This window comes from Streptomyces sp. NBC_01445 (genome assembly GCF_035918235.1).
In the GTDB taxonomy this organism is placed as follows: Bacteria; Actinomycetota; Actinomycetes; order Streptomycetales; family Streptomycetaceae; genus Streptomyces.
In genome coordinates this window covers 522102-546922 of record NZ_CP109486.1, presented here as the reverse complement: position 1 = coordinate 546922, position 24821 = coordinate 522102, and the positions used below count along the sequence as shown (strand labels likewise).

The window sequence follows — 24821 nt, the reverse complement described above, 5'->3', positions numbered from 1 at the left end:
CCAGCGCCTGGACATGGACGGCCTGCCGTGGATTGACCATCACCCGGATGGAAATCCCACAGCCGGGAGTGGCCCCCCATGCCTGGCCGTAATAGTGATGAGAGGTAGCTCCGGGGCCGCCAAATGAGCATGGAAGATCCTCAGGTCGGGCACGGCTCTCCTGCACGGCAGCAGCCCGGCCATGAAACCTACAACGCAGTGCTCCGTGATCCGCGGCTGTTCACTCCTACGTCCAAGTCCCGGTCTGGGCAGAGAGCCTGCTCTACGTGACCGACGAGGCATAGGACTTCTTCGGTGCGGCGCAGTAGGAAGACTCGCTAGTTGGCGGACAGCTGGGCCTTGGCGGTGTCGGCGATGGTCCGTGCCGGGTGTCCGGTGAGGCTGGGCACGTCGTCGTTGACCTCGAGGGAGGCCTTCTGGCAGATGTTCAGCAGGTCGGCGATCCACCAGTCGGGGCGGCCCGCCTTGCGCAGCTCGGTCCAGGCGCGGTCGGCGTCGACGTAGTCGATGGCGATGTCGATGCGAAGAGCTGAGGAGATGGCGTCGGCCGCGTCCTGGGTGGTAATCGTGGCCGGGCCGGTGGGCACCACGATCTGCCCTGTCAGTGGTTCGGCGGTCAGCAAGACCGCGGCCGTGTCGGCAATGTCGGAGGCATCGACCGCGCCGACCGGCCGGCCAGGCGGGATGTAGGTGAGCAGCGTTCCCGAGCGCAGTGCGGCCTGATCCAGCAGCAGATTCTGCTGGAAGTACTGCGGGCGCAGGATGGCAACCCGCTCCCGGGCGGCGCACACGGCGCGGCTGAGGTCTCCCTCGTCCGGGACTGCTGTGAGCACCAGGCGGCCGGACTCGGACGGCTCTTGGCGGTCTCGGTCCTCCACGACCGGCGTAACGGATCCAGCCGCGACCTTGTGTTTTACCAGTCCGCATGCGCACCAGCGGCCGTGTGCCGTGGCTTGGTCGGAGTTGAACCAGCCCAGCGCCACAGGAGCGCCTGCAGCCTTTGCTGCTGGCCGTGTACTCGTCCAGTCCGAGCCCATCTCTGCCCGCCCGTCTGCGCGCCTCGCGGTTCGCCCTGTACGCCACACACATCGGCTCGTACAGCCGGCTGTACGGATCGCTCGCCGGGCTCGTCGTCTTCCTGGTCCGGGTCTGGTTCACCAATCTGGCTCTGCTGGCCGGTGCCCAGTTCAACGTCGAACTGTTGCGGGTGACGTCGGGCCGCTCGTGACGGCGTCACCCGCACCGGCTTTGTGACGGCGTACGCTCCGGAGCCGGGTGCTCCGGGACGTATGCGTCCGTGGTGTGTCAGTGACGCGGCGCGGGGTAGGCCTTGGGCAGGCGCATGCCGCGGTCGGCCATGATGTTCCGCACGCGGTTGGGGTAGTCGGTGATAATCCCGTCGATGCCCATGTCCATGAGCGCTTCGATAGTGGCGGGGTCGTCACAGGTCCACGGGATGACCTTCAGACCCCGCTCATGGGCCTCGGAGATCATCTTCTTGTCGGGGTAGAAGCGGAAAGCCGGGTCCGCGATCGTGCCGTTCTGCGGGAAACCGTAGTTCGGGGACAGGGCGGTGACCCCGGGGATGGCAGCGGCGGCCTTGACGAAGTCGCCGTCGTAGTCGTCGGCGTCGATGCCACCGAGCCACGGGGAGGCGCCGGGCTTGCCGACCTGGAGGAAGTCGTAGTTTGTCAGCGCCACCAGCGGGTAAGACGGCGCGAGCTTGTGCATCTCCTTCAGCGACCCCCAGTCGAAGGACTGGATGGTGACCTGCTTCTCGATCCCGGAACGGTGGATCTCCTCGAAGACACGGCGGACGAACAGCTCGCGTGGTGCGGTCTGCTCGGGCGCGCCGGCCTCCACCTTGGTCTCGATGTTCAGCTTGACCTGCTTGGCCTTGTAGCTCTTGACCAGGTTGAGGACGTCCTTGAGCTCCACCATGCGGAAGCCCTTGATCTGCTCCTGCTCGGGGAAGCCGGGCAGCTGCTGGTAGCCGCAGTCCATGCTCTTGATCTGGGCCAGCGTCAGGTCCTTGATGTACTTACCGACATACGGGTACATCGGGTCACCGGGCGTCACCGGACCGGTGTCCTTGCACTTCTGGGCGCTGATCTGCCGGTCGTGATTGACCACGACCTTCTGGTCCTTGGTGATGTGGGTGTCCAGCTCCAGGGTTGTCACGCCGAGGCGCAGAGCTTTGCCGAAGCCCTCCAGGGACTCCTCGGTGGTCAGGCCAAGGCCGCCGCGGTGGGCCTGCAGGTCGAAATTAGTCTTCTGGGACGGTACATGGTGATTTTGTTGGGTCGTGGCCGCCTGGGCGGTCGCCGGAACGGCGAGCACGGGCAGGACGGCTAGGCTGGCGACTGCATGACGCAGGGACATCTATGCCTCGTCTATTTCGGGCGAACTGGACCTTGTGAAGCTAAGCCGCAAGCCCCGGATCGCACGAAGCTCAGGCATGAGGTCATCGTGAACAACCGGGAAACGATCGCTCCTTCGGACTCCGGGGCAGAACAGAGAGTGCTAGTGCCAGGGGGCCATCGCGGTGCCGCAGGCGCAGGAGATCGTTGGGCCCACAAGGCCAACGGCCGTGGACGGAGGAGTGGGTGGGGGCGGAACGGCTGACCCACTTCGCACAAGGACCCCGCCACGGGACTGCAGGTGTACACATCTTCAACTGCGTCTCGTAAAGGGCGTGTTGTGTGAGGCGGCTGGGCCGAGGATGCTGGCCTGAGGCATAGCGGGAGGCAAGTCAACAACCGGGGGAGTGCATGGCCGCGTCACGGGGGAGCGACGTGCTGGAGGCGTCGCAGGTGCGGGTTCGCTCGGCCGGGGGCGAGGTGGTCGGTGCCGGGTTCCTCGTTGCCGCCGATGTGGTGTGTACCTGTGCCCATGTCGTGGCTGAGGCGCTTGGATTGCCGGAGAGCGCGAAAGAGGCTCCCGGCGGGGCCGTTGATCTCGATTTTCCGCTGTTGGAGGGCCGCCCCACGGTGCGAGCGGTGGTGGTGTCGTGGCGGCGTGGCGGGCAGGACGTTGCCCTGCTGCGGCTCGAGGCGCCCCTCGAGGACGCGCGGCCGGTGAGGCTGGTCGACGGGACCAGCGTATGGGGCCACACATTCCGGGCTTTTGGCTACCCTGTAGGCGCTGATCACGGCGTGTGGGCCTTGGGCACGCTGCGGGCCGGCCAGGGTTCGGGCTGGGTGCAGATGGAGGCGCAGGGGCCGGGGCCGCGGATCTCGGGAGGGTTCAGCGGGTCGGCAGCTACGCGGCCTCTAGGAACTTGCGCCACGGCTCGGCGCGCGAGGCGCACTGAGTGTCTAACTGCGTGACAACCACGTCGCACAACGCGAAGACTCGTGGACGTCAGCGGACCATCAGCCCAGGTGGCAGACACAGCAGCCCAAGAACAGCGAGCGCCCCGAGTTGCTTCGGGACGAAGAGGTCCGAGCACCACTTTCGCGCCAGAACGAGCGGGGGACAGCCTGGAAGTACGGTGCCGTCGGCGGCACGCTTATGGCCGGGTACTTCGTTTGGCTGCTCGCCGAGAGCTGGCTTCTTCGGATGTCCTCGACGGCTACGAACTGACCGCGTCGGCCTTCTCGCGCTTGTTGCTGTCCTGCTCGGTTTGGGGCAGCGCGGGAGCCGGGGCCTTCTCAGTCGCGGTCTGCACGGCAACTGACGTGTAGAAGACCGAGCCGCCCTGCTTCGAGCGATGAGCCTGGCTCTTGGCGACAAGATTCTCGAGCGTGGTGCGCACGACGGTCGACTTGATGTTGCGCTGAGGGTGGGCCTCAGCGAGCGCTGAGGTGACCTCTGCCGCGGAACGGGGTGCTTTCTGCTGGTCGAGGTGGGTGCGGATGAGCGCGATCAGCGTGGGCTGCGCCGATGCCGTAGCCGCCTTCGGCTCCGCGCCCTGGGTCTTGTCCTTCTTGGCCGGCGGAGTGGTCTTCTTCGTGCTGGGGGCCTTGGCTGCAGTCTTGGACGGGGCACGCCGGGTAGTCGTGTTCTTGCCGGATGCCTGCTGGGGGAGGGACGTCGAAGGCTCCGGGGTTGTCGGCGCAGATGCCGGTCGGCTGCCGAGCGTCTTCTGGATGCTGTGCAGCACGCTCTGGTCGTCCTGCAGGATGCGCAACTGCGCCTGCAGGGCGGAGAGCTCCGCGCCGATGCGTTCCTGCTCTTTGGTATTGAGCTCGAGGTCCTGTGCGACCTGAGTGGCGTACTGAGATGTCACGCTGGTGATGGTGACGGGGTTGTCAGTCATGGTGTTGGCCTTTCTTCAATTCGGCAGCAATGGCGCACCACCGTGAGTGCTACCGAGGTAGGGGAGCCGCCTGTTCATGTATTGCGGCGGCGAACGGTGGTGTGGCGGTGTAGCGATAGTACGCATGGGTGATGGCTCATGTTCCCATCGAGTGATGGTTGCACCCTGCATTGAGGGTTGAGCCTTTGTGCGGGGCAGCTGGGGCCTCCCCCTGAGTGGTGGACACGCTGATACTGGATCTGCTTGATCCGGAGGAAGCGAGAAGACCGCCGATGGCGATGAAGGACTACTCGGACGAGTTCAAGGCCGATGCCGTGGCCCTGTACGAGTCCACACCCGGGGCGACCTACAAGAGCATCGCCGCTGACCTGGGCGTCAACCGGGCGACCCTGCGTGAGTGGGTGCTGCGGGACCGCGAACGCCGTGGCGCCGGCGCCGCGGCTGCGAAGCCGGGCACCCGGCCTCGGGAGGCGGTGCCGTCCGCTGATCCGGACGAGCGGGTCCGGCAGCTGGAGGCCCGGGTGGCCGAACTCGAGGCGAGTGAGCGCAAGCTGGCCACCGAGCGGGACATCCTCCGCAAGGCGGCCAAGTATTTCGCCGGAGAGACGAACTGGTGAGGAGCCGCTTCCAGTTCGTTGACGACCACCGGGACACCTACGAGGTGAAGCGGCTCTGCCAGGTCCTGGACGTGAACCGGTCCAGCTACTACAAGTGGCTCGCCGGCGCCGAGGCCCGGGCCACCCGGCAGCACCAGGACCGGCTCCTGGCCGAGGAGATCCGCGAGGTCCACGGCGAGTCCGGCGGCGCCTACGGCTCCCCGCGAGTGACCGCCGAGCTCCGCGAGAAAGGACGGCGGGTCAACGAGAAGCGCATCGCCCGGATCATGCGGACGTTCTCCATCACCGGTATCCGCCTGCGCAGACACGTGCGCACCACCGTCCCGGACCCGGCAGCCTCACCGGTCCCGGACCTGTTCCAGCGGGACTTCACCGCCACCGGACCCGGACTGAAATACATGGGCGACATCACGTATCTCCCCCTGGAAAACGGGCAGTTCCTCTATCTGGCGACCGTGCTGGACTGCTTCAGCCGCAAGGTCGTCGGCTGGTCCATCGCCGACCACATGCGCACCAGCCTGGTCGCCGACGCACTGCGGATGGCAGCGGCGACCCGCGGCAGCCTGGAGGGCGCCGTGTTCCACTCCGACCACGGGGCCCAATACGGCTCCCGGGCCTTCGCCGGCCTCTGCGACCAGCTCGGGGTCACCCGGTCGATGGGCGCGGTCGGCACCAGTGCCGACAATGCGGCCTGCGAAAGCTTCCACGCCTCCCTGAAACGCGAGACCCTCCAGGGCGCCCACGACTACGGCGACTCCGGCACCTGCCGCAGGACCGTCTTCGCCTGGCTGACCCGCTACAACACCCGCCGCCGGCACTCCGCCAACGGCCACCTCAGCCCCAACGAATACGAACACCGACACCACACCGCTAAACTCACGCTCGCCGCGTGATCAATAACCGCGTGCCCACCTTCACGGGGGAAGGCCCGCTGTTTGGGGGCTGGGGTGCATGCGGGTGGCCCCGGCAGGTTGGTGGTGGTTGGCAGGCGCCAGCAGACGGCACTGCGAGCCTTCCCTCGTGGAGGTGGGCGCGCTGGAGGGTTTCGCGTTTTAGCGGATTCTTGCGAGGAACCCTGGGCGTTCACGCCCGGGAGGAATCGCATCCACGGGGTGCGACGCGGAGCGTCGCCGTGATTCACCGACCCGCGCCTCTGCGCGCCCATCGTCGACCGCCTCACTTCAACGGCACCATCATTGAGATTGGCACCGACTTCTGCCGCCTCGCCAGCACACGGGCACGAGCCGAACAGACCACAGCGGGCTGAACAACCGCTTCAGTGCCTGGCCGGCAACCGCTGAAGACCGGCCAGGCCGACGTCATCCGGGCGGGACACGCCCTGGGACCAAGGGTCCGGCGTCCAGGTGAGCTGCGATGCGCGTGATGGTCCGGGCGTTTTCCTCGAACAGATGCGTCTGCATGCCCGCCGCCCGGGCGGCTTCAACGTTGTCTGCGACATCGTCGATGAACAGGCAGTTCCCCGGCCGCACGTTCAAGCTGGCGCATGCCGCCTCAAAGGCACGCAGGTCAGGCTTCTCAATGCCGATCTCGTGCGAGTAGACGATCTGCTCCACCAGTTCGTCGAAGTGATACAGCGTCGTCTCCCGCTCCCGGGCGCCGACAAAGCTGTTGCTCAGGATGCCGAGCCTGCAGCTTCCGCGCAGTCCTCGCACATAGCCGATGAGTTCCTCGTTCGGCGTCCCCAGATACTCCGCCCAGAGATCGGCCATGAAGTCTTCAACCTGGGGCGCGTCGAGCCCCAAACGGGCCGCTACCTGCTCGTGCACCTCTCGCTCGCTGACGCTCCCGACGCTCCCAGCCCGCCACACGTCGCGCATCCGCTCTTGGACAGTGCCCAGGGGCAGCTCCAGCCGCACTTCCCACCGTTGCACCCATCCCGTTTCCGGCGTGATTTCCAGCACGCCGCCGATGTCGAGAATGACGCAGGTCTCGCTCACGCGAACTCCCCCTCTTCGGCCTGGCCTGACCAGCGAGCACAGATCGCCCGCTCATGTGATCGACATGGACACCGTCGTCTCTCCCCCTGGGGCAAGGTCAAGTGATCTTCGAAGCCTGTGACGGTCCTGTCGCCCGCCGACCCAACTCGCCTCAATCAGCAGGTGCCTTCAAAACTCGTGACGATCCGCGAAGCCCTCGGCCGGACGATGACGCCAAAACTCGTGAACAAACGCTGTCGCAAGAAGTGAGCTCAGCCCTGTTGTGATGTGAGAGGCGTCGGCATCCGGCGTGAGCACCGCGCGGGCCTGTCGACGCGGGCCTGCGCCGCGCAGCCACCGTCGGTGGACCGTCGTCACGGGACGATTAATCGGTGGCGCCATCCGGTGGGCTGTGGAAAATGCGGCCATGCATATCCGAGCCGTACGCCTGGACGAACTGCCCCTCCTCCAGGACATCGAGAGGGCCGCCGGGCAGTGCTTCCGGGACATCGGCATGCCGGAGATCGCCGACGACGAGCCACTCCCGCTCGGTGAGCTCGCCCGCTACCACCACGCCGGGCTGGCCTGGGTCGTGGCCAGCGACGCCGACGCGCCGACCGCCTACCTGATCGCCGACCGCGTCGACGGCAACCTCCATGTCGAGCAGGTCTCGGTGCACCCGGACAGCTCGCGTCGCGGTATCGGACGGTTACTGCTGGACCATCTGGCGGCCCACGCCACAAGCACGGGGGCACCCGCCCTGACCCTCACCACGTTCACCCAGGTCCCGTGGAACGCTCCCTACTACGCACGCTGCGGTTTCCAAGTAATGGACGACAGCAGCCTTACTCCCGGTCTGTGGAAGATCCGCGAGCGCGAAGCGGCACATGGCCTGGACCGGTGGCCGAGGGCCTGCATGCGCCGGGCACTGTGACACCCGGTTTCCCAGCTGCAGCCTGCCGGCCGGTTCGTGGTGAGCGTGGTGGGCTCGCATCCCGTCCGCCATCGACCCCAGGCAGAGCCGAGCAGGCGTGGCCCGTGGCGTCCAGGTCGTTCGTTCGTACAGTGGCGCGCTCCACCTGGACGCCATGAACCACGCCCGCTCCACGATGTGCGGGTCGACGGCGGACGGGATGGGAGCTGGGGTGAGTGGTGGGTGGGGGCGAGTGGGATCATCGCGTATGAGGCTGGGGGAGGACATGACGAACACCAAGGAAGATCGATGGTGGTTGCAGGGTCTCGGGCTTACGGCCGGAGCGGTCTGGGCCGGCGCCCGCGCGTTGGGTGGTGGCCGGCCGCCACTGCTGCGGTTGGGCCTGGGCATAGGGGCGATCTGTTTCCTGGCTGGACTTGCGGGACTCATCGTCGACCGAATTCGGGCAACCAGGCGAGGCCGCAGAAGTTCCGCGGTTGATACTGCCGTGGGCGAGCCGCAAGAGCCTTGATAGGTGCGGTTTCGAGGGTGCCTCCACTCCTATTCGGTCACTGTCAAGCGGCCGTTGATGTCTGACATCAACGCCTGACACCAACAGCGGTGGACGAGGGCGGATCCGGACGGCCCCCTGTCCACGGACAGTGGTCCGCCCGGATGGGCGGACAGTTTGCGGTCATCGCTGGCGGACAGCTCTTCCCCCTGACCAGTACTACGAATGATCACCTGTGCGGGCTGGCGGACTGGCGCTCTAGTCCCGGCTGCTTCGACGCTTGGCTGAGTCATTGAGCTGACCCTAGACTCCGCACCGTGCCCGCCCTCCAGGACAATCTCAAGCGCGCCTTCTGGTCCATAGACCGGATGCTCGGCGGACAGCAGCCACCGACTCGATCCCAGCGCTTCTCCGCTCGCCATCCAATCGGCATCGGTGTATGCACCGGGGTACCGATCGCGATCCTCGGCGCGGCGGCCACACTCGGGGATCATGGACCGTGGGGTGAGGTGTTGATCGCGGGAGGCTTCGGCGCAGCTATAGGGACTGTCTTCGGGTTGACGGACTTGGGAGAGCGCTACAGGCAGCGCCGTCTCCAACGTCTGGGCCTCTGGAGCGCTCCCCGCCATCGATCGCCAGGAGGCGGCTAGCCAACTGCCTCCGGAGGCGTTGCAGTACAGCAGCGAAGTACAGCAACCGTGGCGACCGCAGGCGAACGTCCCGAGCCTCTGCAACCCCCGTGATCAGGTCCGGAGACCTCAGCGACCCATCGTGCCCGTAGTTCGCATCGACGGGTCGGGCACGGTCCCCGGGCCGTGCCACTCTCGTGCCAGAACGCACGGGAACTCACGGGGAACCGGGGTTCGTCACGGCGGTACGGCCAGCCTCTACCCGAGGCAGAGAATCCGCAGGTCACGCCTGTGATCGCCCAACCTCGCTCCTAAAGCGGTGGTCGACCGCGGCTATGTCGCTCATCATGGCGCCATGATGTTCCGAGGCGAACCCGTAGGTACCGGCGACCTGATCCGTTGCCCTGGCTGAACGCCTGATGACCCGGCCGTTTCAGCGGATTCTTGCGAGGAACCCTGGGCGTTTACGCCCGGGAGGAATCGCATCCACGGGGTGCGACGCGGAGCGTCGCCGTGATGTGCCGCAGGCCATGACGGCCGCGGAGCGGCCCGGGGCGTTCCGGCGGAGCCGGGCCACGGCGGTGTGCGCGGGCAGGGCCGGAGCGGGTATCGCTCGTTCGGGTGAGGTGGGGCGAACGTGTGGTGGGTCTTCGTCCAGGTGTATAGGTTCGCTGATCGTGAAGCTGGTGGTGAGGGTGAAGCTGCTGCCGACGCCCGTACAGGCGGCGGCACTTGAGGCGACCCTGCACGCCTGCAATCAAGCGGCGACCTGGGCGGCCGGGGTCGCTTTCGAGGAAAACGCGCGACGTCCGCTGGAGCTCCGCAAGCACACCTATGCCGAGATTCGGGTCAGGTGGGGGCTTGGCGCGCAGGCCGCCCAGCACGCGATCAAGAAGACCTGCGATGCCTACACCACCTTGAAGGCGAACCTGCGTAACGGCCGGTACGGGCGGCCCGGCACGAAGCGGCACGCCCGCGCCTCGGGCAAGCCGGTGGTCTTCCGACCCGAGGCGGCGCAGCCTTATGACGACCGGATGCTGTCCTGGCAGCACCAGGCACGCACGGTGTCGATCTGGACCACAGCCGGCCGCCTGAAGGGCGTGGCGTTCACCGGGCAGGCCGAGCAGCTGGAGGTCCTGGCCGCGCACCGCCAGGGGGAATCCGACCTGGTGTGCCAGAGCGGGAAATGGTTCCTGATCGCCACCTGCGAGATCCCCGAAGCCGCCCCGAACTCTCATCCGGCCGGGTTCCTCGGCGTCGACCTGGGGATCGTGAACATCGCGGCCACTTCCGACGGCGAGCGCCACTGCGGCAGGCGGATCAACCGCAAGCGCGAAAGCGACCGCAAGCTGCGGTCCAAGCTGCAGAAGAAGAACACCAAGTCCGCCAAGCGGCGGGCGAAGAAGCATGCTGGCAAGGAAGCCCGGCGGAACAAGGACATCAACCACAAGATCAGCAAGCGGATCGTGGCGGAGGCTGAACGCACCGGTCGCGGGATCGCCCTGGAGACACTCACGGGCATTCGCGAGCGGGCACGGCTGAGAAAGCCCCAACGCACCACGCTCCACTCCTGGCCCTTCGCGCAACTCGGCTCCTTCATCGCCTACAAAGCGAAGCGGGCCGGGGTGCCGGTCGTGCACGTCGACCCGGCCTACACCAGCCAGGAATGCTCCCAGTGTCATCACACCGCACGCGCAAACAGGCCCGCCCAGGCCCGCTTCGCGTGCCGGGTCTGCGGATTCGTTGAGCACGCGGACCACAACGCGTCCCACAACATCCGCCAACGCGGCTGGATGGTGTGGGTCTGCGGGGCTCAGTCAACGGCCCCTGAACTCACCCTCATAGCGTGAGTCCTGGACGCAGCCGAACCCATCACAGCCAGTGATGACTCGAGCAGCAAGCCCGGTCGTTTCACGACCGGGTAGTTGACGCCACCCCGTCGCGCCGCGGTCTTGGGCAGACGCGACCACGAGCTCGCCGAGCTGGGCTTGTTGACGATCCAACTGCCGCCGCCAGCGATGGGTGCGCCGGTGCTGGGGGAGGGCGCGGTCTGGATCTGCCAGACGTTACCGGCGGACGCCGGGGCGGCGGCCAGGGCGGTGAGAACGAAGCCGGCGATGAGCGGGGCGAGGTGGCGCAGGCGGGGAAGGGCGGGGCGGCGGAGGAAGGAGCGGCGGAGCATGAGTACTCCCTGGGAGGTGGGGAGCTGGCCGGTGTGGGGGGTGCTGATGCGTCGGAGCGGCGACGCGCTGGCCGGAGGGTCACCCGCGGTGGGTGGGCCCGGATCGCCGCGGGGCCGTCAGCAGAACCAGCCGTCCTGGACCCAGCCGCGGCGGTTGATGTCGCCGTAGGCGAAGCCGTAGACCCAGTCGCCCTGCTTGCTTTCGACCAGGAAAGTCTGGCCCTTGTAGAGGGTGCCCGTCCAGGCGCCGAGCGGGGCGGTGCGGACATAGAGATCGTTGGCGCAGACGGTTTCGCGTTCGCCGATGGTGCCGTTCGCGGCGAGGGCGGGGCCGGTGCCGAGCAGTATCGCGGCACTCGCCGTGGCGATGACGGTGGCCGCGCGGCGGAGACGGAGAGCCGACATGAGAGTTCCCATGGACGTCCTTTCGCTGCCGTTGGGGGAGGGGAGGAAGCGTGATGAGGGAGCGGATGCGTACGGATCTGTGGGAACTCACCAGGAGTCGTAGCCACCGATGCACTCGTAGCGGACGTAGCCCCAGTCGTTGGGTCCGTAGTCGAAGGTGGCAGCCCAGCCGTTGTAGACGGGGTGTGCGCCGGGAGTGTGGCCCACCTTGTCGCCGTAAGGGAGGGTGCGGAGGTAGCCGGTGGGGCCGGTGGAGCTGTTGTAGTTGGCGTAGAAGCTCGCGCTCTGGCAGACGATGATCGCGTGTTCCGGCGGGACCGCTGCCTGGGCCGAGGACTGCCCGAGGGTGAGGGCGGCGACGGTCGCCGCGACGGCGAGTGTGCTGTGGAGGGATGGCACGTTCTATCAACTTCCCTAATCCGTATAGAGGTTGACGCGCGTAAACCGTAGGGCACACCTGGAATCAGCCGCAACGGTGCCTTGTTCTTGTCACAGCGAACAGGCAGCGTCCCTCTGGTGACCACGAGGGGCCGGCTCCGTCTTCCAGGGCTGCCTCGGAAGAGGACCAGTCGTCACTCTGAAGCGCCCCGGGTGCGGTAGAGACCTCAGATTGTGGTTTTGACCTGGGGTTTCGCAGTGGTGAGGTAGTAGGACTCGGGTCTTGGCTCGGCTGCCGGTCAGCATCCCATCGGGCGGGGGTGGGGCTCGGTGGTGGGGGCGGTCGACCCTGCGTTGGTCAGGGCCGCAGGAGCCTGACCGCAAGGAAGCACGGAGCCTGATGGAGCTTGTTGTAGGCCGTTTCGTCGAGTTCTCGCAGGCCAGGCATAGGGCGAGGCTCGATGAGTTTCTCAAGCATGAATCCGGCGGCCAGCAGCTCGTTCAGGAACGTTTCCAGCGGCATGCGCTGGTAGTGGACTGCCAACGGCCCCCCGGCGAGCGGGAGGTCAACCCAGTCGTCGGCGTAGTACGAACCACCGAATTTCCTCCAGTCAGCCGTCGGGTGGGTCGTCGAGACCAGCAGCCACCCTCCAGGACGCAGGACGCGTCGTAGCTCGCCCAGGAGACGCGGCCGGTCGGTGATGTGGTGGAGCATCAATGCGCACACGACGCCGTCGAACGAGGCGTCGTCGATGAAGTCCAGTGGCTTCTCCGCGTCGTGCATGCGCAGTTCGGCCCGGTCGCCCAATCGCTCCCGCGCGTGACTCAGCAGAGTTGCGCTGCCGTCGATTCCCACTACCTCGGCACCACCCGCCAGGAGTTCGGCCGCGTAATGCCCGGCCCCGCAGCCGACATCGAGAATCTTCAGCCCGGCAACGTCCCCCGCAAGGGCGAGCATCGCGGGCCGGTCGGTGTGCGCGTTGTAGGGGCTGGTGTCGGCGTTCTTCGCGAAGTGGTCGCCGAGTTCGTCGTGGTAAGCGTGCTCTGCAGGCATCGTGACAGCATCGCGCCGGTGGCTGCCAACAGCGAGCGGATTTGTGCAAACCAGGGCCCGTCCCGTCAACGGCTGCCTCGGCCTTGGGTCTCCAACTCCTGACAGCGGCGGGGGGCTCGACCCGGAGAAGCCCGATCTTGATCTCTTGGAGAAGCGAGCACGCACGGCGTACCACGCCTTCCTGAGCGCGGCTGCCGCCGACCTCGGGGAGAACGGACTCCCGTCCTGACGGCCGGAATCTCCCGGGGGGACGGGGACAGAACCCCGGACCAAAGACCGGCCCTAATACTCCAGCCGCACTTCTCCATTACCGCTGGTCAACGGCTTGGGAGTGGGGAGTGTAGTGAGGTGGGGCAGGATGCGGGGCGGTCTTGGCGGACCGTCCCGCGAACGTGTGACCACGCCGCATGTAGTGACAGTGTCGGGCGCGTGCTTGGTGGCGGCGTCTCCAGTGCGACCACCTCACTGCGTGATCGCGTCGTGCAGGACGGCGGCGGGGTTCAACTGCCAGCAGACGGCGGATTTCTGCCGGTGTGAGGTCCACGAGGTCGGGTGTGTTGGCCGTGTCACCCCCTTTTCGCGTTCCCGGACGGCCATGGCCGCGAGGAAGGTGTGCGCGAGCATGACGAGGGTGATGTGCCGGTACCAACCGACGTAGCGACGGACTTCGTACTGGTCCAGGCCGCACTCGTTCTTCGCGCTCTGGAAGCACTCCTCGATCTTCCAGCGGCAGCCCGCGATGCGGACCAGGTCGGCAACAGTGGCGTCCAAAGGGGCACTGGCCAGGTAGTAGGCGATCTCTTCGGGTCTGGTGATGCTGCGGCGGGCGAGCATCCAGCGTTGCCGCGTGGGCTCGTCGCCGTCGAACTCCCAGACGGCCGGCAGCCGGGCCGCCGCCCAGTCGTAAAACCGTAGTCCCTTGGCGCCGTCTCCGCAGGACAGACGTTGCCACGCTTCGGGCGGGGCCTGGCCGACGAGGTAGTCGATGCGGGGGCCGTGGACCTGCTGGGACTCGGGCACCGCCACGACATAGGACAAGCCGGCGTCTTCCAGGAAACGGCGGAAGCGGGAGTCCTGTCCGTAAGCGGAGTCCGCGGTGACCCAGGAAAAGACCAGAGGGGAGCCCATGGCCCGCAGGATCATGGAGCGGGCGAGGTCGTTCTTGGTGGTGAAGCCACGCTCGTCGGGGATCCGGGCCGCTCGGCAGCGCTCACGGTCCTCGGCCCAGGACTTGGGCAGGTAGAGCTCGCGGTCGACCAGCGCGTGACCGCGGGTGGTGGCGTAGGCGGCGAAGACACCGATCTGGCAGTTCTCGGTGCGGCCCGCCGTTCCGGAATATTGCCGTTGCACCCCGGCCGAGGTGGTGCCCTTCTTGATAAAGCCGGTGTCATCGATGATCAACACACCGTCTGATGCACCAAGTTGCTCCGCCGCATAAAACTGCAGGTCGTCGCGGAGACGGTCGGCGTCCCAGCGGCTGTGGGACAGGAGGTGCTGGAGCCCGTCCGGGGTGGCATGGCCGGCGTACTCGGCGAGTTGCCAGCCGTTCTTGCGACCTACCGGACCCAGCAGACCGCGCACGTAGTCCCGCATCCGGCGTCGGGGTTCGATCCGGGCGAAGCAGGCTCCGGCCCGCAGGAACAAGTTCTCGAGTTCATGGCCCCAGGCACTCGTGGGCACATCATTGATCACGGCTACGACTGCTCGATCCACTGTCACTACATGCGGCGTGGCCACACGATCGCGGGACGGTCCGCCAAGACCGCCCCGCACCCCATCCCACCCCGCTACACTCCCCACACCCAAGCCGCTGACCAGCGCTAATGGAGAAGTCCGGCTGGAGTACTAATACTCCAGTCGTAGATCGTGATCTTCGTGCCTGAGTGGCTTGTTGCCGGTAGTGGCTGGCCTGGGATCGGGCCTGGTGGCGGCGCCGCCAGTCGGATCAACCAAGCCGGTGGGCGGCATCGTGGACGGGTCGGACAATGAGGGTGATGAACAGGCGCTGGATCTCGTTGCAGGTGAGCGGAATGAGGGCATCGGGTGCGGGGCGGGTGTGCTCGTCTGCGCGTACGACGGCGAGGAAGGCGTGCGCGAGCATGGCGAGGGTGACCCAGCGGGACCAGGATGCATAGCAGCGGACCTGGTGCTCGTCGAGTGCGGCCAGGCCCTTGCCGGACTGGAAGAACTCCTCCACTCGCCATCTTGATCCAGCGACTCTGACCAGCACGGTCAGTGGCGCAGGTGCGGGCGAGTAGCAGCGGTAGTAGGCGAGTTCGCCGGTGCTGCGGTTGCGGCGGATCAGCAGCTGCCGACTCCCGGGGCGAGGGTCGGCGAGGTCGATGACTGCCCAGTCGTAGAAACGGTGGCCCTTGGCCCCGGCCCCTGCGGAGATCTTCTGCCAGGCCCGTTTGGGCACCTTCTTGACCAGGGTGTCCGCACGGAACTTCCCTGCACCGGTGGTGACTTCGTGCGAGCAGGCCACGGCGAGGACGTACCCGGTGCCGCGTTCCTCCAGTGCGGTTCGCAGCTTCGGGTTGCCGCCGTAGACCTCGTCGCCGGCAATCCATGCGGCCTGGTGGCCGGCGTCCAGGAACCGGGCGACCATACGAGTGGCCAGTTCCGGCTTGGTGGCGAAGGTGGTGTCCTCGGCAAGGCCCGCGGCGCGGCAGCGGTCGGGGTCGGAGGTCCAGGAGCGCGGCACGTAGAGTTCCCGGTCCACTGCGGCGTGGCCGCGCTGACCTGCGTAGACCAGGTAGACGGCGACTTGGGAGTTTTCGATCCGGCCGGCAGTACCGGTGTACTGGCGCTGGACGCCGACCGTGCCAGTGCCCTTCTTCACGTCGCCGGTCTCGTCCACGACCAGTACCGCCTGGTCGTCGCGCAGGTGCTCCACCGCGTAGCTGCGTACGTCGTCGCGGACCTGATCGGCATCCCACTTGGCCCTGCCCAGCAGGTGCTGCATGCCGTCCGGGGTCGTGTCGCCGGCCCACTCGGCGATGGTCCAGCAGTTCTTGCGCGGCAGGTCGGACAGCAGTCCCAGCACCAACTTCCTCATCCGGCGCCGGGGTTCGACCCGGGCGAACCGACCCGCGACCCGGCCCATGAGGTTGTCGAACGCCTCCTGCCAGCGGGCGAGGTTCCCGTTGGGCCCGGCGGTCACCAGTTGGCCGCCAGAGACAGGAGGTTCTTTCACAGGCCCAACTGGTCGCGCATCGCATCGGCGTCGCGCAGGGCCCAGTGCTCGACGATTCGGCCGTTGCGGACGCGGACCATGTCCATGCTGAGGACTTCGTAGCGTCGGCCGGAGTCTGTGTGGGTGCCCCTGCTGGTGTACCGGTTGACGGAGGTGTCGCCGGAGACGACGTTCTGCTCAATCGTCACGGAGACGTCGTGGAACGCGCTGCCCGCGCTCATCCGCTCCCACTTCTGTCGCCAGGCTTCGCGTCCCGGGTGATCGCCTTGGGTGCCTCCCCGGTGGTCGACGACTTCGGGGTCGATCAGTTCCAGGGCGTCTTCGAGCCGGCCTTCCAGGATCTGCGCGTAGCTCTCGACGATGCGCCGGTGAATCTCTCCCGGTCCTGGGTGCGCGGTGTCTTTTGTCCCCTGCGGCATGCGGCATCTCCTCTGGTGGGAATACGAGGCAGCAAGTGGGGAGCTCCCCGTTTGCCGCGTTCGGCTACCGTAACCGGGGAAGTCCCCGATTAACAAGGAGGGTCATGCCATCGCAAAGCGCCGGACCTGCGCCGCGTTCGGAACCCCAGCGTCGTCGTCGCGCGGACGCCCAGCGCAACTACGACCTGCTCGTGGCCGCGGCCAGAGACGTCTTCCACGACCACGGCGTCGACGCCCCGCTTGACGACATCGCCCGCCGGGCCGGCGTCGGCAACGCCACCATGTATCGGCACTTCCCGACGCGTCGCGAACTGATCATCGCCGTCTACTCCGAGGAAGTGGCCGAGCTCTGCGCCCGGAGCCAGTCCCTACTGGCCGAGGATCCTCCCGGCGACGCCCTCTTCGCCTGGCTTCAAGATTTCATCGCACACGTGGCAGCCAAGCGGGAACTGGCGCTGTCGATCACTGATGACCGCACCGGTCAGCGATCGGCGCTGTTCGACCGCTGGCACCAGTCGATGCACACAGCCGCGTCCGCACTGCTGACTCGGGCGCAAAGCGCCGGTGCTGTCCGCGCCGACCTCAACGCATCGGAACTACTTGCCCTGGCCAACGGGATCGCCTTGACCACCACCGACGCCACTCAAGCAGAGCGACTGGTCGTCCTGGTCAGACAGGGCACGGACACTCGCTCGACACCGGCCGACAGCATCCGCTGAAAGCGGCAAGCACGACGCCGACTTCCGCCGCGTCCTCGAAACACGCGCTCTGGACCCTACTGCGAGCCACTCGGGCATGAAGATCACGATCTACGACTGGAGTACTAAGCCTCGGGTTTACTTCCGGTAGGTAAACGTCGCGCATCGCTCCTCCGCGAATTATTGAGATCACTGGGGAGCGGCTGTTGAATCCGGTAGAGGACGTAATGGTTGAAAATCCCTGGACGCCCGCGCACCAGGCAGTTGAAGCTAGCAATTTCGAGGAGTTGTCGAGGCTCCTCGACGCAGGCGTCGACCCTAACGAGGTCTGTTGCGGTCAGACCCTTCTAGCGCATGCCATTGAGCTCGAAGGAGACTCCGCAGCGCAGTCAAGGGAGCCGATGAACTCGGCACTGACCGCGATTTTGCTCGCCTACGGAGCGGATCCGGAGTTGACTACGCCTGGTACGGATACGCCACTCGAGATGGCCACCTTTTATGACCACGAGATGGCTCAACGGCTGCTGGCACGTTACCTGCGAACTTGATGATTGAGTTGCGCCTCGCCGGACCAGCACAGCGAGCTCTGTGGAACAGTAGCGGGGGTCTTCAAAGTTGATGATCTCCGAGTCGCCTGGGGCGTGCTCCGTCGTGTGGCAGCCGGCTGACCTATCCGGCGAGGGCGAGGTTGTGCATCGGGCGATGCCGAGCATGGCATGGCGGACTCCGTCGCCTTTGAGGCGGCTGTTGCGGAGGAGCCCAGGTCTTCATCCGGGCGAAGACGTGCTCGACGCGGGCTCGGACGGCATCGAGACCGTCATCGAGGCCGACAGCGCCCTCACCGACACGGTCGAGTCGGCCTTCCCGCGCTGGAGCACTGACGGCGACAGCACGAGATCCCGGGTCGTGCGCCCCGTGTCTGGCTGTGCGTTGGTGTCTCCGGCCGGCTCCAGCGGCCAGCAGGCGCGCCTACGCCCATTCCATGCCGAGCTCCGCGAGCGCGGCGCGTTGTTCGGGGGTGAGTTTGTCGCGGCGGGTTTCGGCGTTCACGAGTCGTGGTTCACGTTCCGTGGGCAGCATGCTGCGTGACGGTTGTCGGACGAGTGGGCTCTGGGGATAGTTGCCTGAAAATGATTCGTCCCCGGTGCGCTCCGTTTGGAGGGTTTGCTGTTTCTGGTGATCGCGGTCGTGGCGGTGCTGTCGGTCGGCGTGAAGGTTGAGGCGGTTCGGTTACCGCGCGACGGGCGGGTCCTGATCCTCGTCGAGGAGTTGGTCGAGTTCCGTGTCGGCCTGTCTCGTCTGTGCCTCGCTGCCGAACGGCATCATGGCGTGGCTGCGCTGCAGGTAGAGCAGCAGCGCCTGGTGGTCGATGTGGATGCGGGCCTCGCCCACCTTGTTGCGGATTCGCAGCAGGACCCTGAGCGGCGCGCTCTGTTCGGCCACGGGTTCCACGGTGATGTGTCCTATGCCCGCTGTACCGGTGAGGCCGGCGGACAGCAGGTCCCGCGAGATGACCCAGTCGGTGCTGCCGTGCCCGGGCCGGGACACGATCAGGCCGACGACGAGCGGGTCGTCGGTGGAGTACCTGAGCATGATGTCGCACCGTTCGCGTTCGCCGCCGGATAGGGTGACGAACCCCGGTGTGATGCCCTCGAGTTGTCTGTCACTGTCAGGACTCACCCTGGCCGCCCTCTTCCCTGTTGCGGCTGCACGCCGATGACTCGTGCGTCATCGCACGTACGTCTCGACGATCGAACCTAGCCATGCAGCCGGGCATGTCCTCGACACCGGCCGGGTTGGGCGCCAACCCTTCGCAACGTGTTCGGAAAGGTTCACACACCACCTCACAGTCGCATCCCCAACGACGTGTGAACTCGGGCACGACGGCAGAGCGATCCGGTGCGTGGATGCCGCGCGTCGACGCACTGGCTCTGCCTTGGCGAGGGTGCGTCATGCCAACTGCGGTGCGCTGCCGGCGCGGTGCGTAGCACCGCGCCGCTCAACGCCTACCCGGCGGTGGCGGACGGTGCGGTTACGGCAGTCCGGTCGTGGGGTTCACGGCAGGCCCCGTTATGCCGCCCGCAGGGCCGGCGTCCCCGTGGTCTTCGTCGATCCCGCCTACACCTCGCAGCAGTGCTGCGAGTGCGGCCACATCGACAAGAAGAACCGGGCAAGCCAGGCCCTCTTCACCTGCCGGAACTGCGGGGTCGTTGCCCACGCAGACCAAAACGCTTCCCACAACATCGCCCGCAAGGGCGAGGCTGTGTGGACTGCGGGGCGTGAGTCACGCGTCCCTGCCACCCCATAAGGGTGACTGGACGGAGGAGCCCACCCAGCAGCCAGTTGGACGCTACCTCCAAGCCCGGCCCTTCAGGGCCGGGTCAAGTTGACCCTTCCAGAAGGGGAGGGGGTGGCCTGGACAGCATGGCTGGCTAAGCTGCCCCTCCTGAATGTTTGCCACAGCGGCGGCGTGCGGCATTGCCGGGCGCGCCAAGACGGGGACGGAAGACGCATGGCAGATCGCCAGACGGTCCAGTTGTTCGACCACATGCGCAGAGGCATGCCGTTCGAGTTCACGACCAAGATGTCGATGATGAAGCGGCTCGCGACGCTGGTGTCCACCGCCGAGCTCTTCGGCTATCAGTACGCCGGAGCCCGGCAGGAGATCTTCTCCATCAAACTGCTCTTCACCCCCGACCCGAGCCCGCAGGCGCAGGCACGCGCCGCGCAGTGCTGGCCGTACGCGCCGCAGATGCCCGGGATCCCGCCGCAGACGTTGGAACTCAACAAGAAGCGCGTGCTGTTCGACCTGAGCAGCAAGGCCGCGCTGCTGAAGCGGCTGCCGGTCATCGGGGTGATCGTTCTCCTGGCGTTCCTGCGCTCGCTCACCTTCCTGGGCAGCTCTCCAGGCCTCGCCCTCGGCTATGGGTGCGGCATGGCCGTCCTGGCCGGCGTCGGCATATGGATCAACTTCCTGCGCCACAAGAAGGCCGGCGCGTACCTCCAGGCTGCGGGCTTCGTACGCCACGAGCCCGCCCCCGGCCAGGTCTTCCACCTGCCGCCGGGCTCCCAGCCGCAGGTGGGCCAGTCACTGCACCAGTACGCACAGCAGGCGCCCGGGTACGGCGGCCAGGCCCAGCCCCCGCACGGCGCACCGCAGCACCAGCAGTACGGACAGCAGCAACCTCCGCAGTACGGACAGCAGCAACCTCCGCAGTACGGACAGCAGCAACCTCCGCAGTACGGATAGCAGCAACGTCCGCAGTACGGACAGCAGCAGCCCCGGCGCGGTGAACACGCGCAGCTTCCCCGGCACCGCCAGCAGCGACGCCGGCAGCATCGGACTCGCGGGCATGGCTTCCCCTCCCCGGGTGCGGTCGCCACAACGCCGATGCTGCCATCGCTTCGGCCCCCCCACGGGCGTGAACAGCAGGCCCGTCACCCGCCCGGGTGGGAACCGCTGTTCGGCTCCCGCGCACCGACCGCTACCAGCGCGGCCCGAACAAGCGACGCCCCCGCGACGGCTGCTCGGGAAAGGCGACCTCGAAGTGGAATCCGTCGTCGCCGACCGCGCGCCGCAGCGTCCGCAGCACCGCCTCGGGATCGTCATAGGGGCCGTTGACGAAGAAGGGCTTGCCGTCCCGGCCAAAGCCGATCGGGCCGGGGTCCGCAGGTTCGCCGAGCAGCGCGGCGGCCTCCGTGAACTCCTCAGCGAGCCCCCCCTCGGGTTCGAACCCGAAGCCGCGCGCGTAGGCGGCGGCCCCGAACACCAGAGCGCGGGCGAGGTCGGCCGGAACCTGCACATGCCCCTCGTAGGCGCTGAAGTAGAGCCCCCGGTGCCCGGCCAGCCGACTCTCACTCATCGGCTCCGGGGCGAGCGCGTTCTTCACCCCCAGACACCACACGTCCAGCAGGAACCCCCCGACCTGCGCCTTCGTGGAGCGCGTGCTGTCCGCGGCGACGAGTACCGCGACCAGGCCGCGCACTTCCTCCGCGTCGCAAGCTCCGGGATCAAGGCCCGCCCACTGCGGCGCACTCTCAAGATCCACACTGCGGCTCCAGCCGGCGTTCACCCAGCATCGAGGCTCGCCGCGACCCGGCCCCGAGGCCGCGACCGCGTCATTCAGCACCTCGACAACGTCTCCGGCACTCATCCTCAGCGCCCTGGCGATCGCTTTCACCGACCGACCCTGCTGATCAAGGAGCCGCACCCGCGCAACAAGCAACTCATCCACAGCCGCACCCTACGGCCCATGCCCAGCATCCAGGAGCCGAACGCCAGCAGTCCCACCCACCCGGGCGACCTTGCGAAAACGGCGAAGGTCGAGCGGGACACAGGGGCGCAAGTAGTCCGCCGGTAGGTCTCACGGGTTCGTGTTTGGCTTTCCGAGCCCGCGAGAAAGGGGCGACGGATGAGGGGGTCCAGGAGGCAGGCCGCCGGGTTGTAGGGCTCCGCCGGCCTCGGAAGGTCTACGTGCGCCCCGCGGCGGAGCCCGCAAGCGGCCCGTTCGGGAGGGTGTCTGTGCATGATCCGGGCGTGGCCGGCGGTGCGGAGCCACCCTCACATAGTGTGCACTAGGTGTAATGTAGATGCATGACGGCTTCATATCCGATCACTGAGGCGCGGGGCCAGCTCGGAGAGCTCGTCCGCCGCGCTGCCCAGCACGAACGTGTGATCCTCACCGACCGCGGCCAGCCCGCTGCCGTCCTCATTTCCCCGGCCGAGCTGGAAGACATGGAGGACGCCCTGGCCGTGGCCCGCCTCGAACGCGACCGCGCGCTCGGGGCGCAGCTCGCACCTGTCGCCGACACCGATGCCCGCGCTCTGTTCTGGCAGGCCGCTGAGCGCGGTGCCGCCCGGTGAGCTGGACTGTCACCTGGGAGCCGTCTGCAGTCGACGCCACGGTGCGTTTCCTGGAGGGACGCCCCGACACGCTTGATGAGGTGTTCGCGGCAAGCGACATGCTCGCCGAGGACCCGAAAGCGGCGGGCAGCACTCCGTGGGGGACCAGCCACCGCCGTCTGCGCGTCGGCCGCCGGCGTCTCCTCTACCGCATCGACGACGCGAACGGCGCCCTCCACATCGAGCACGTCGGATTCACGGCATAAGCACCAACGCGGACTGGTGTGAACGGAGTCACCTGCCGTGCGCACCAGTCCGGTTCACGTACTTGGGTAGCCGGTCCGCAGGTGCGGTTCTGGCGTCGAGCCAGAACGGAGCCCAGTGTGCATGCTCATTCCCAAGACCACACCGGTGTGCGCATAGCGCGTCTGCGGCGCGCCCGTCATCTGACGCAGGCCCAGCTCGCCGACTTGGCCGGACTCTCCGTGTCGATCATCAGCAAGATCGAGCAAGGGCGCGAACCAGCCATGCCGTTCGTCATTGCGCAGGTGGCCACGGTGCGTCGCTTGGACATGCTCGAGGCCGCGCACCGTCGCCTGCCGAACTCATTCCTCTCCTACGGATCGTGGCTTGGCCCCGTCGCACGCCGAGAGTCGAAGCACGCCAGCCCCGAGGTATTCACTCCGGTATACTCGCGGTATGGATACGACGATCAAGATCGGTGCCGAGACTCGGGACAAGCTTGCGGCCTTGGCCGAGGCCCGCAACATGTCGATGCGGGCGTTGATTGAGGAGTTCGCCGCGACTGCGCTCACGCCCGCGCAGCTGCAGGAACGGGCCGAGCGCACGGACGCATTCCTGGTCTCGGAGTTCGGCCATCGGGTCAGCGAGGATGATGCCGGTGCGCTGCGTGGGCGAATGCGTCAGGCGCAGGCCGCCCACCAGTCGCGGGTGCGGGGCAAGGCAGCGTGATCGTCGAGCACTACATCCTGGACAGTGCCACCCTCCTCGCCCTGGGCGGACACAAGCAGGTCTCCGGGCTCGTTCATGTCGCAGCCGGTGATCCCACCGTGCGGCTGTGGGTGCCGATCGTGTCCGCGCTGGAAGCAGAGCGGGAACGGACCGGGATCGTCGACTACCTCGGCATCCTCGACGTGCTGCACACCTTGGACACCGACTACGAGGCCGCCCACGCCATCGCCGACCTGCACCGCCGCAACGTCCCGTTCGGCGTGGCAGCCGCAGTGCACGCCGCACGTCCTACCCTGGACCGTCCCGACGGTGCGCTTGTCGCCACCATCGCCCCCTCGGACTACGAGGGCCTCGGTGCGCCGGTAATGGACCTCAACTCGTAGGCCCGACAAGGATGTGGGGGTGCCGCGGCGAGCGCACTACGCGACGCTCAGTCCTTTTGAAGTGCTCTCCTCCCTTCGCAAGCTCAGGAAGGAGATTCCTGCCTACCTTGCGGCGGCGGGCTTGGCGCCACGGGTGCGCCTGACGACTGCCCTCCCGGCAGCCGGGACGAGCGCGTGGCCCATCCGGTACAGGTGCAAGATGTTCCGGGCTGCGTTCCAGTCGGCGTTGCCGGACCATCCGCAGTCGGGGTTCTTGCATACGAACGTGGCCTGGTCTTCCCGGCTGCCGGGCGTGATGAAACCGCAGGCGGAGCAGCGCAGGGAGGTGTTCGGGGCGGGAACCTTGGCGAGGGTGCCGCCGTTGCGGGCAGTTTTGTACGTCAGCATCGTCACGGTGCGACCCCATGCCTCCTGGCTGATGGAGCGGTTCAGACCGGACTTCTGCGCGACGTTCTTCCCCGGCTGGTCGGTAGTGCCCTTGGCGGACTTGACCATGTTCGTGATGTTGAGCTGTTCCACCACGACCGTGCCGTACTGCTCGGCGATAGCGGTGGTGGCCTGGTGCTGCCAGTCAATGGCTCGGCGCGTGGCTCTTGCGCGGAGCTGCTTGATCTGGTCGTAGGTGCGGTGTAGCCGGTTCGAGCTGCGCTCTTTCGGCTTGCGGAAGGACTTGCGGTGCGCGGCCCGCTGTTCCAGGCGAAGCAGTCTGGCTTTCTCGTCCGGGTTCAGCCACTTGTCCCGGTCGGCGGTGCCGTCCGGGAGCCGGGGCGGCCGTCCGTGGTCTTGGTGGCTGCCGTCGGACAGCGCGAGGGGCAGGTTCACCCCGGCGTCGATGCCGACCTCCAGTCCGGTGTGCGGTTCGGGCTTGACCTCAAGAGTCTGGACGCGGAAGGCGATGTGCCAGCCGAGTCCGTCTTTGACCAGCCGTGCCCCGGTGATCCGGTTCTCCTTGTTGGCGTGCTTGCCGACCGGGAGGTCCTTGGTCCAGCGGAAGCAGACACGGCCCACCTTGGGGATGTTGACCAGGCCCCACCGGCGGTGCACCCGCTTGATCTGCAAATCCCGGCCCTGCGGGATGTCCACCGACAATGCCGTGCGGAAGCGGGCCTTGAAGTTCGGCTCGTCCGCACGCCCGTCCCAGCAGTTCCGCCACGCCTGGAAGTACGTCTTGAGGACCGCCTGCGCGGCCTGCGCGGGCAGCACCGCGTACCAGTCGATCTCCTTGCGGGCCTGCCGCAACGCCTGATCCATGCGCGTCAGAGCGCGCTGACACTTCGGCGTCATCCGCCACAGGTCGTGGAGCTGATTCCACATCGCGCGTGCCGCGTGCGCCTGGTCATCCATGAGCCGGACCTGTGCAGGCGTCAGCGCCAGCCGGGCGCGATGCCCCAACTGCCGCTTCTCCCACACGAGTTCGCCCATG

The 24821-nt window shown here is 67.1% G+C and carries 24 protein-coding genes and 4 pseudogenes; 15 read left to right on the top strand and 13 right to left on the bottom strand.

Going from position 1 to position 24821, the window contains the following annotated elements:
• Positions 1–317: 317 nt before the first annotated feature.
• Positions 318–878: a hypothetical protein gene (locus tag OG574_RS50715; protein WP_326779134.1), complete on the bottom strand. Its 561-nt coding sequence runs from the start codon at positions 876–878 to the stop codon at positions 318–320.
• Between the two features lie 188 nt (positions 879–1066).
• On the opposite strand from OG574_RS50715, the pseudogene OG574_RS50710 reads away from it, so the two are divergent.
• Positions 1067–1228 (top strand): annotated as a pseudogene (locus OG574_RS50710) (YhjD/YihY/BrkB family envelope integrity protein); the annotation flags it as partial.
• A 77-nt stretch (positions 1229–1305) separates the two neighbouring features.
• On the opposite strand, the gene OG574_RS50705 reads toward OG574_RS50710, so the two are convergent.
• The gene (locus OG574_RS50705) at positions 1306–2382 is read right to left on the bottom strand and encodes a glycerophosphodiester phosphodiesterase family protein (RefSeq protein ID WP_326779133.1); all 1077 of its coding nucleotides are present in this window, start codon (positions 2380–2382) and stop codon (positions 1306–1308) included.
• Positions 2383–2840: 458 nt separating this feature from the next.
• Between OG574_RS50705 and OG574_RS53005 the strand changes: the two genes are divergently transcribed.
• Positions 2841–3329, top strand: a complete 489-nt coding sequence (locus tag OG574_RS53005) for a S1 family peptidase (RefSeq protein ID WP_442816974.1) — start codon at positions 2841–2843, stop codon at positions 3327–3329.
• Between the two features lie 245 nt (positions 3330–3574).
• On the opposite strand, the gene OG574_RS50700 is transcribed toward OG574_RS53005, so the two are convergent.
• On the bottom strand, positions 3575–4261 hold the full coding sequence (locus OG574_RS50700) for a hypothetical protein (protein WP_326779132.1): 687 nt from the start codon (positions 4259–4261) through the stop codon (positions 3575–3577).
• Between the two features lie 272 nt (positions 4262–4533).
• Between OG574_RS50700 and OG574_RS50695 the strand changes: the two genes are divergently transcribed.
• Both OG574_RS50695 and OG574_RS50690 read left to right on the top strand, forming a co-directional pair.
• Positions 4534–5771 (top strand): IS3 family transposase gene (locus tag OG574_RS50695; RefSeq protein WP_326771418.1). Its coding sequence is split into 2 segments (ribosomal slippage): positions 4534–4857 and positions 4860–5771, totalling 1236 coding nucleotides; the frame shifts between segments, so codons are not numbered across the junction.
• 243 nt (positions 5772–6014) lie between these two features.
• Positions 6015–6145 (top strand): annotated as a pseudogene (locus OG574_RS50690) (IS21-like element helper ATPase IstB); the annotation flags it as partial.
• A gap of 52 nt (positions 6146–6197) precedes the next feature.
• Here OG574_RS50690 and OG574_RS50685 read toward each other — a convergent pair.
• Positions 6198–6836 (bottom strand): HAD family hydrolase, encoded by a 639-nt coding sequence (locus tag OG574_RS50685; RefSeq protein WP_326779131.1) that lies wholly within the window; start codon positions 6834–6836, stop codon positions 6198–6200.
• A 406-nt stretch (positions 6837–7242) separates the two neighbouring features.
• Between OG574_RS50685 and OG574_RS50680 the strand changes: the two genes are divergently transcribed.
• Both OG574_RS50680 and OG574_RS50675 read left to right on the top strand, forming a co-directional pair.
• Positions 7243–7749 (top strand): GNAT family N-acetyltransferase, encoded by a 507-nt coding sequence (locus OG574_RS50680; RefSeq protein ID WP_326779130.1) that lies wholly within the window; start codon positions 7243–7245, stop codon positions 7747–7749.
• A 1796-nt stretch (positions 7750–9545) separates the two neighbouring features.
• Positions 9546–10718: an RNA-guided endonuclease InsQ/TnpB family protein gene (locus OG574_RS50675; protein WP_326779129.1), complete on the top strand. Its 1173-nt coding sequence runs from the start codon at positions 9546–9548 to the stop codon at positions 10716–10718.
• A 449-nt stretch (positions 10719–11167) separates the two neighbouring features.
• Here the strand turns inward: OG574_RS50675 and OG574_RS50670 are convergent, their stop codons facing one another.
• The 6 genes and pseudogenes from OG574_RS50670 to OG574_RS50645 all read right to left on the bottom strand — a co-directional run bounded on the left by OG574_RS50670 (position 11168) and on the right by OG574_RS50645 (position 16502).
• Positions 11168–11455: a hypothetical protein gene (locus OG574_RS50670; protein ID WP_326779128.1), complete on the bottom strand. Its 288-nt coding sequence runs from the start codon at positions 11453–11455 to the stop codon at positions 11168–11170.
• 87 nt (positions 11456–11542) lie between these two features.
• A complete protein-coding gene (locus OG574_RS50665; RefSeq protein WP_326779127.1) occupies positions 11543–11854 on the bottom strand; it encodes a hypothetical protein in 312 nt (103 codons plus the stop codon).
• Positions 11855–12191: 337 nt separating this feature from the next.
• Positions 12192–12887: a class I SAM-dependent methyltransferase gene (locus OG574_RS50660; protein ID WP_326779126.1), complete on the bottom strand. Its 696-nt coding sequence runs from the start codon at positions 12885–12887 to the stop codon at positions 12192–12194.
• A 462-nt stretch (positions 12888–13349) separates the two neighbouring features.
• Positions 13350–14567: an IS701 family transposase gene (locus OG574_RS50655; protein ID WP_326779469.1), complete on the bottom strand. Its 1218-nt coding sequence runs from the start codon at positions 14565–14567 to the stop codon at positions 13350–13352.
• A 382-nt stretch (positions 14568–14949) separates the two neighbouring features.
• Positions 14950–15993: pseudogene (locus OG574_RS50650) on the bottom strand (IS701 family transposase); the annotation flags it as partial.
• An 86-nt stretch (positions 15994–16079) separates the two neighbouring features.
• The gene (locus OG574_RS50645; protein ID WP_326778976.1) at positions 16080–16502 is read right to left on the bottom strand and encodes an ester cyclase; all 423 of its coding nucleotides are present in this window, start codon (positions 16500–16502) and stop codon (positions 16080–16082) included.
• A gap of 191 nt (positions 16503–16693) precedes the next feature.
• On the opposite strand from OG574_RS50645, the gene OG574_RS50640 reads away from it, so the two are divergent.
• Both OG574_RS50640 and OG574_RS50635 read left to right on the top strand, forming a co-directional pair.
• Positions 16694–17221, top strand: a complete 528-nt coding sequence (locus OG574_RS50640) for a TetR/AcrR family transcriptional regulator (protein WP_326779125.1) — start codon at positions 16694–16696, stop codon at positions 17219–17221.
• Between the two features lie 185 nt (positions 17222–17406).
• Complete coding sequence (locus OG574_RS50635) at positions 17407–17748, top strand: ankyrin repeat domain-containing protein (RefSeq protein WP_326779124.1); 342 nt, start codon at positions 17407–17409, stop codon at positions 17746–17748.
• Positions 17749–18430: 682 nt separating this feature from the next.
• Here OG574_RS50635 and OG574_RS50630 read toward each other — a convergent pair.
• Positions 18431–18793, bottom strand: a complete 363-nt coding sequence (locus OG574_RS50630) for an SsgA family sporulation/cell division regulator (RefSeq protein ID WP_326779123.1) — start codon at positions 18791–18793, stop codon at positions 18431–18433.
• Positions 18794–19271: 478 nt separating this feature from the next.
• On the opposite strand from OG574_RS50630, the pseudogene OG574_RS50625 reads away from it, so the two are divergent.
• Together OG574_RS50625 and OG574_RS50620 are read left to right on the top strand one after the other, a co-directional pair.
• Positions 19272–19508 (top strand): annotated as a pseudogene (locus tag OG574_RS50625) (zinc ribbon domain-containing protein); the annotation flags it as partial.
• A 204-nt stretch (positions 19509–19712) separates the two neighbouring features.
• Complete coding sequence (locus OG574_RS50620) at positions 19713–20450, top strand: hypothetical protein (RefSeq protein ID WP_326779122.1); 738 nt, start codon at positions 19713–19715, stop codon at positions 20448–20450.
• A gap of 235 nt (positions 20451–20685) precedes the next feature.
• Here OG574_RS50620 and OG574_RS50615 read toward each other — a convergent pair whose 3' ends face one another.
• Positions 20686–21435 (bottom strand): hypothetical protein, encoded by a 750-nt coding sequence (locus OG574_RS50615; protein WP_326779121.1) that lies wholly within the window; start codon positions 21433–21435, stop codon positions 20686–20688.
• 359 nt (positions 21436–21794) lie between these two features.
• Here OG574_RS50615 and OG574_RS50610 point away from each other — a divergent pair, with 359 nt between their 5' ends.
• From OG574_RS50610 to OG574_RS50590, 5 genes are read left to right on the top strand one after another with little or no spacing between them, the layout of a single operon-like run.
• The gene (locus tag OG574_RS50610; RefSeq protein ID WP_326779120.1) at positions 21795–22064 is read left to right on the top strand and encodes a type II toxin-antitoxin system Phd/YefM family antitoxin; all 270 of its coding nucleotides are present in this window, start codon (positions 21795–21797) and stop codon (positions 22062–22064) included.
• Positions 22061–22309, top strand: a complete 249-nt coding sequence (locus OG574_RS50605; RefSeq protein WP_326779119.1) for a type II toxin-antitoxin system RelE/ParE family toxin — start codon at positions 22061–22063, stop codon at positions 22307–22309. The genes OG574_RS50610 and OG574_RS50605 overlap by 4 nt, the downstream gene beginning before the upstream one ends.
• Before the next feature lie 18 nt (positions 22310–22327).
• A complete protein-coding gene (locus OG574_RS50600) occupies positions 22328–22834 on the top strand; it encodes a helix-turn-helix domain-containing protein (RefSeq protein ID WP_326779118.1) in 507 nt (168 codons plus the stop codon).
• On the top strand, positions 22743–23015 hold the full coding sequence (locus OG574_RS50595) for a hypothetical protein (protein WP_326779117.1): 273 nt from the start codon (positions 22743–22745) through the stop codon (positions 23013–23015). Before OG574_RS50600 ends, OG574_RS50595 begins: the two co-directional genes overlap by 92 nt.
• Positions 23012–23398 carry a hypothetical protein gene (locus OG574_RS50590; protein ID WP_326779116.1) on the top strand — a complete coding sequence of 129 codons (387 nt, stop codon included), beginning with the start codon at positions 23012–23014 and terminating at the stop codon, positions 23396–23398. The genes OG574_RS50595 and OG574_RS50590 overlap by 4 nt, the downstream gene beginning before the upstream one ends.
• 102 nt (positions 23399–23500) lie before the next feature.
• Here OG574_RS50590 and OG574_RS50585 read toward each other — a convergent pair whose 3' ends face one another.
• A complete protein-coding gene (locus OG574_RS50585; RefSeq protein WP_326779115.1) occupies positions 23501–24820 on the bottom strand; it encodes an RNA-guided endonuclease InsQ/TnpB family protein in 1320 nt (439 codons plus the stop codon).
• Between the last annotated feature and the right edge of the window lies 1 nt (position 24821).

Bases quoted from the DNA above. Each gene is read 5' to 3' on its own strand.
- OG574_RS50705 (WP_326779133.1), bottom strand. From the start codon at position 2,382: ATGTCCCTGCGTCATGCAGTCGCCAGCCTAGCCGTCCTGCCCGTGCTC.
- OG574_RS50700 (WP_326779132.1), bottom strand. From the start codon at position 4,261: ATGACTGACAACCCCGTCACCATCACCAGCGTGACATCTCAGTACGCC.
- OG574_RS50680 (WP_326779130.1), top strand. From the start codon at position 7,243: ATGCATATCCGAGCCGTACGCCTGGACGAACTGCCCCTCCTCCAGGAC.
- OG574_RS50670 (WP_326779128.1), bottom strand. From the start codon at position 11,455: ATGTCGGCTCTCCGTCTCCGCCGCGCGGCCACCGTCATCGCCACGGCG.
- OG574_RS50660 (WP_326779126.1), bottom strand. From the start codon at position 12,887: ATGCCTGCAGAGCACGCTTACCACGACGAACTCGGCGACCACTTCGCG.
- OG574_RS50645 (WP_326778976.1), bottom strand. From the start codon at position 16,502: ATGCCGCAGGGGACAAAAGACACCGCGCACCCAGGACCGGGAGAGATT.
- OG574_RS50630 (WP_326779123.1), bottom strand. From the start codon at position 18,793: ATGCTCAGGTACTCCACCGACGACCCGCTCGTCGTCGGCCTGATCGTG.
- OG574_RS50620 (WP_326779122.1), top strand. From the start codon at position 19,713: ATGGCAGATCGCCAGACGGTCCAGTTGTTCGACCACATGCGCAGAGGC.
- OG574_RS50610 (WP_326779120.1), top strand. From the start codon at position 21,795: ATGACGGCTTCATATCCGATCACTGAGGCGCGGGGCCAGCTCGGAGAG.
- OG574_RS50595 (WP_326779117.1), top strand. From the start codon at position 22,743: ATGGATACGACGATCAAGATCGGTGCCGAGACTCGGGACAAGCTTGCG.
- OG574_RS50585 (WP_326779115.1), bottom strand. From the start codon at position 24,820: ATGGGCGAACTCGTGTGGGAGAAGCGGCAGTTGGGGCATCGCGCCCGG.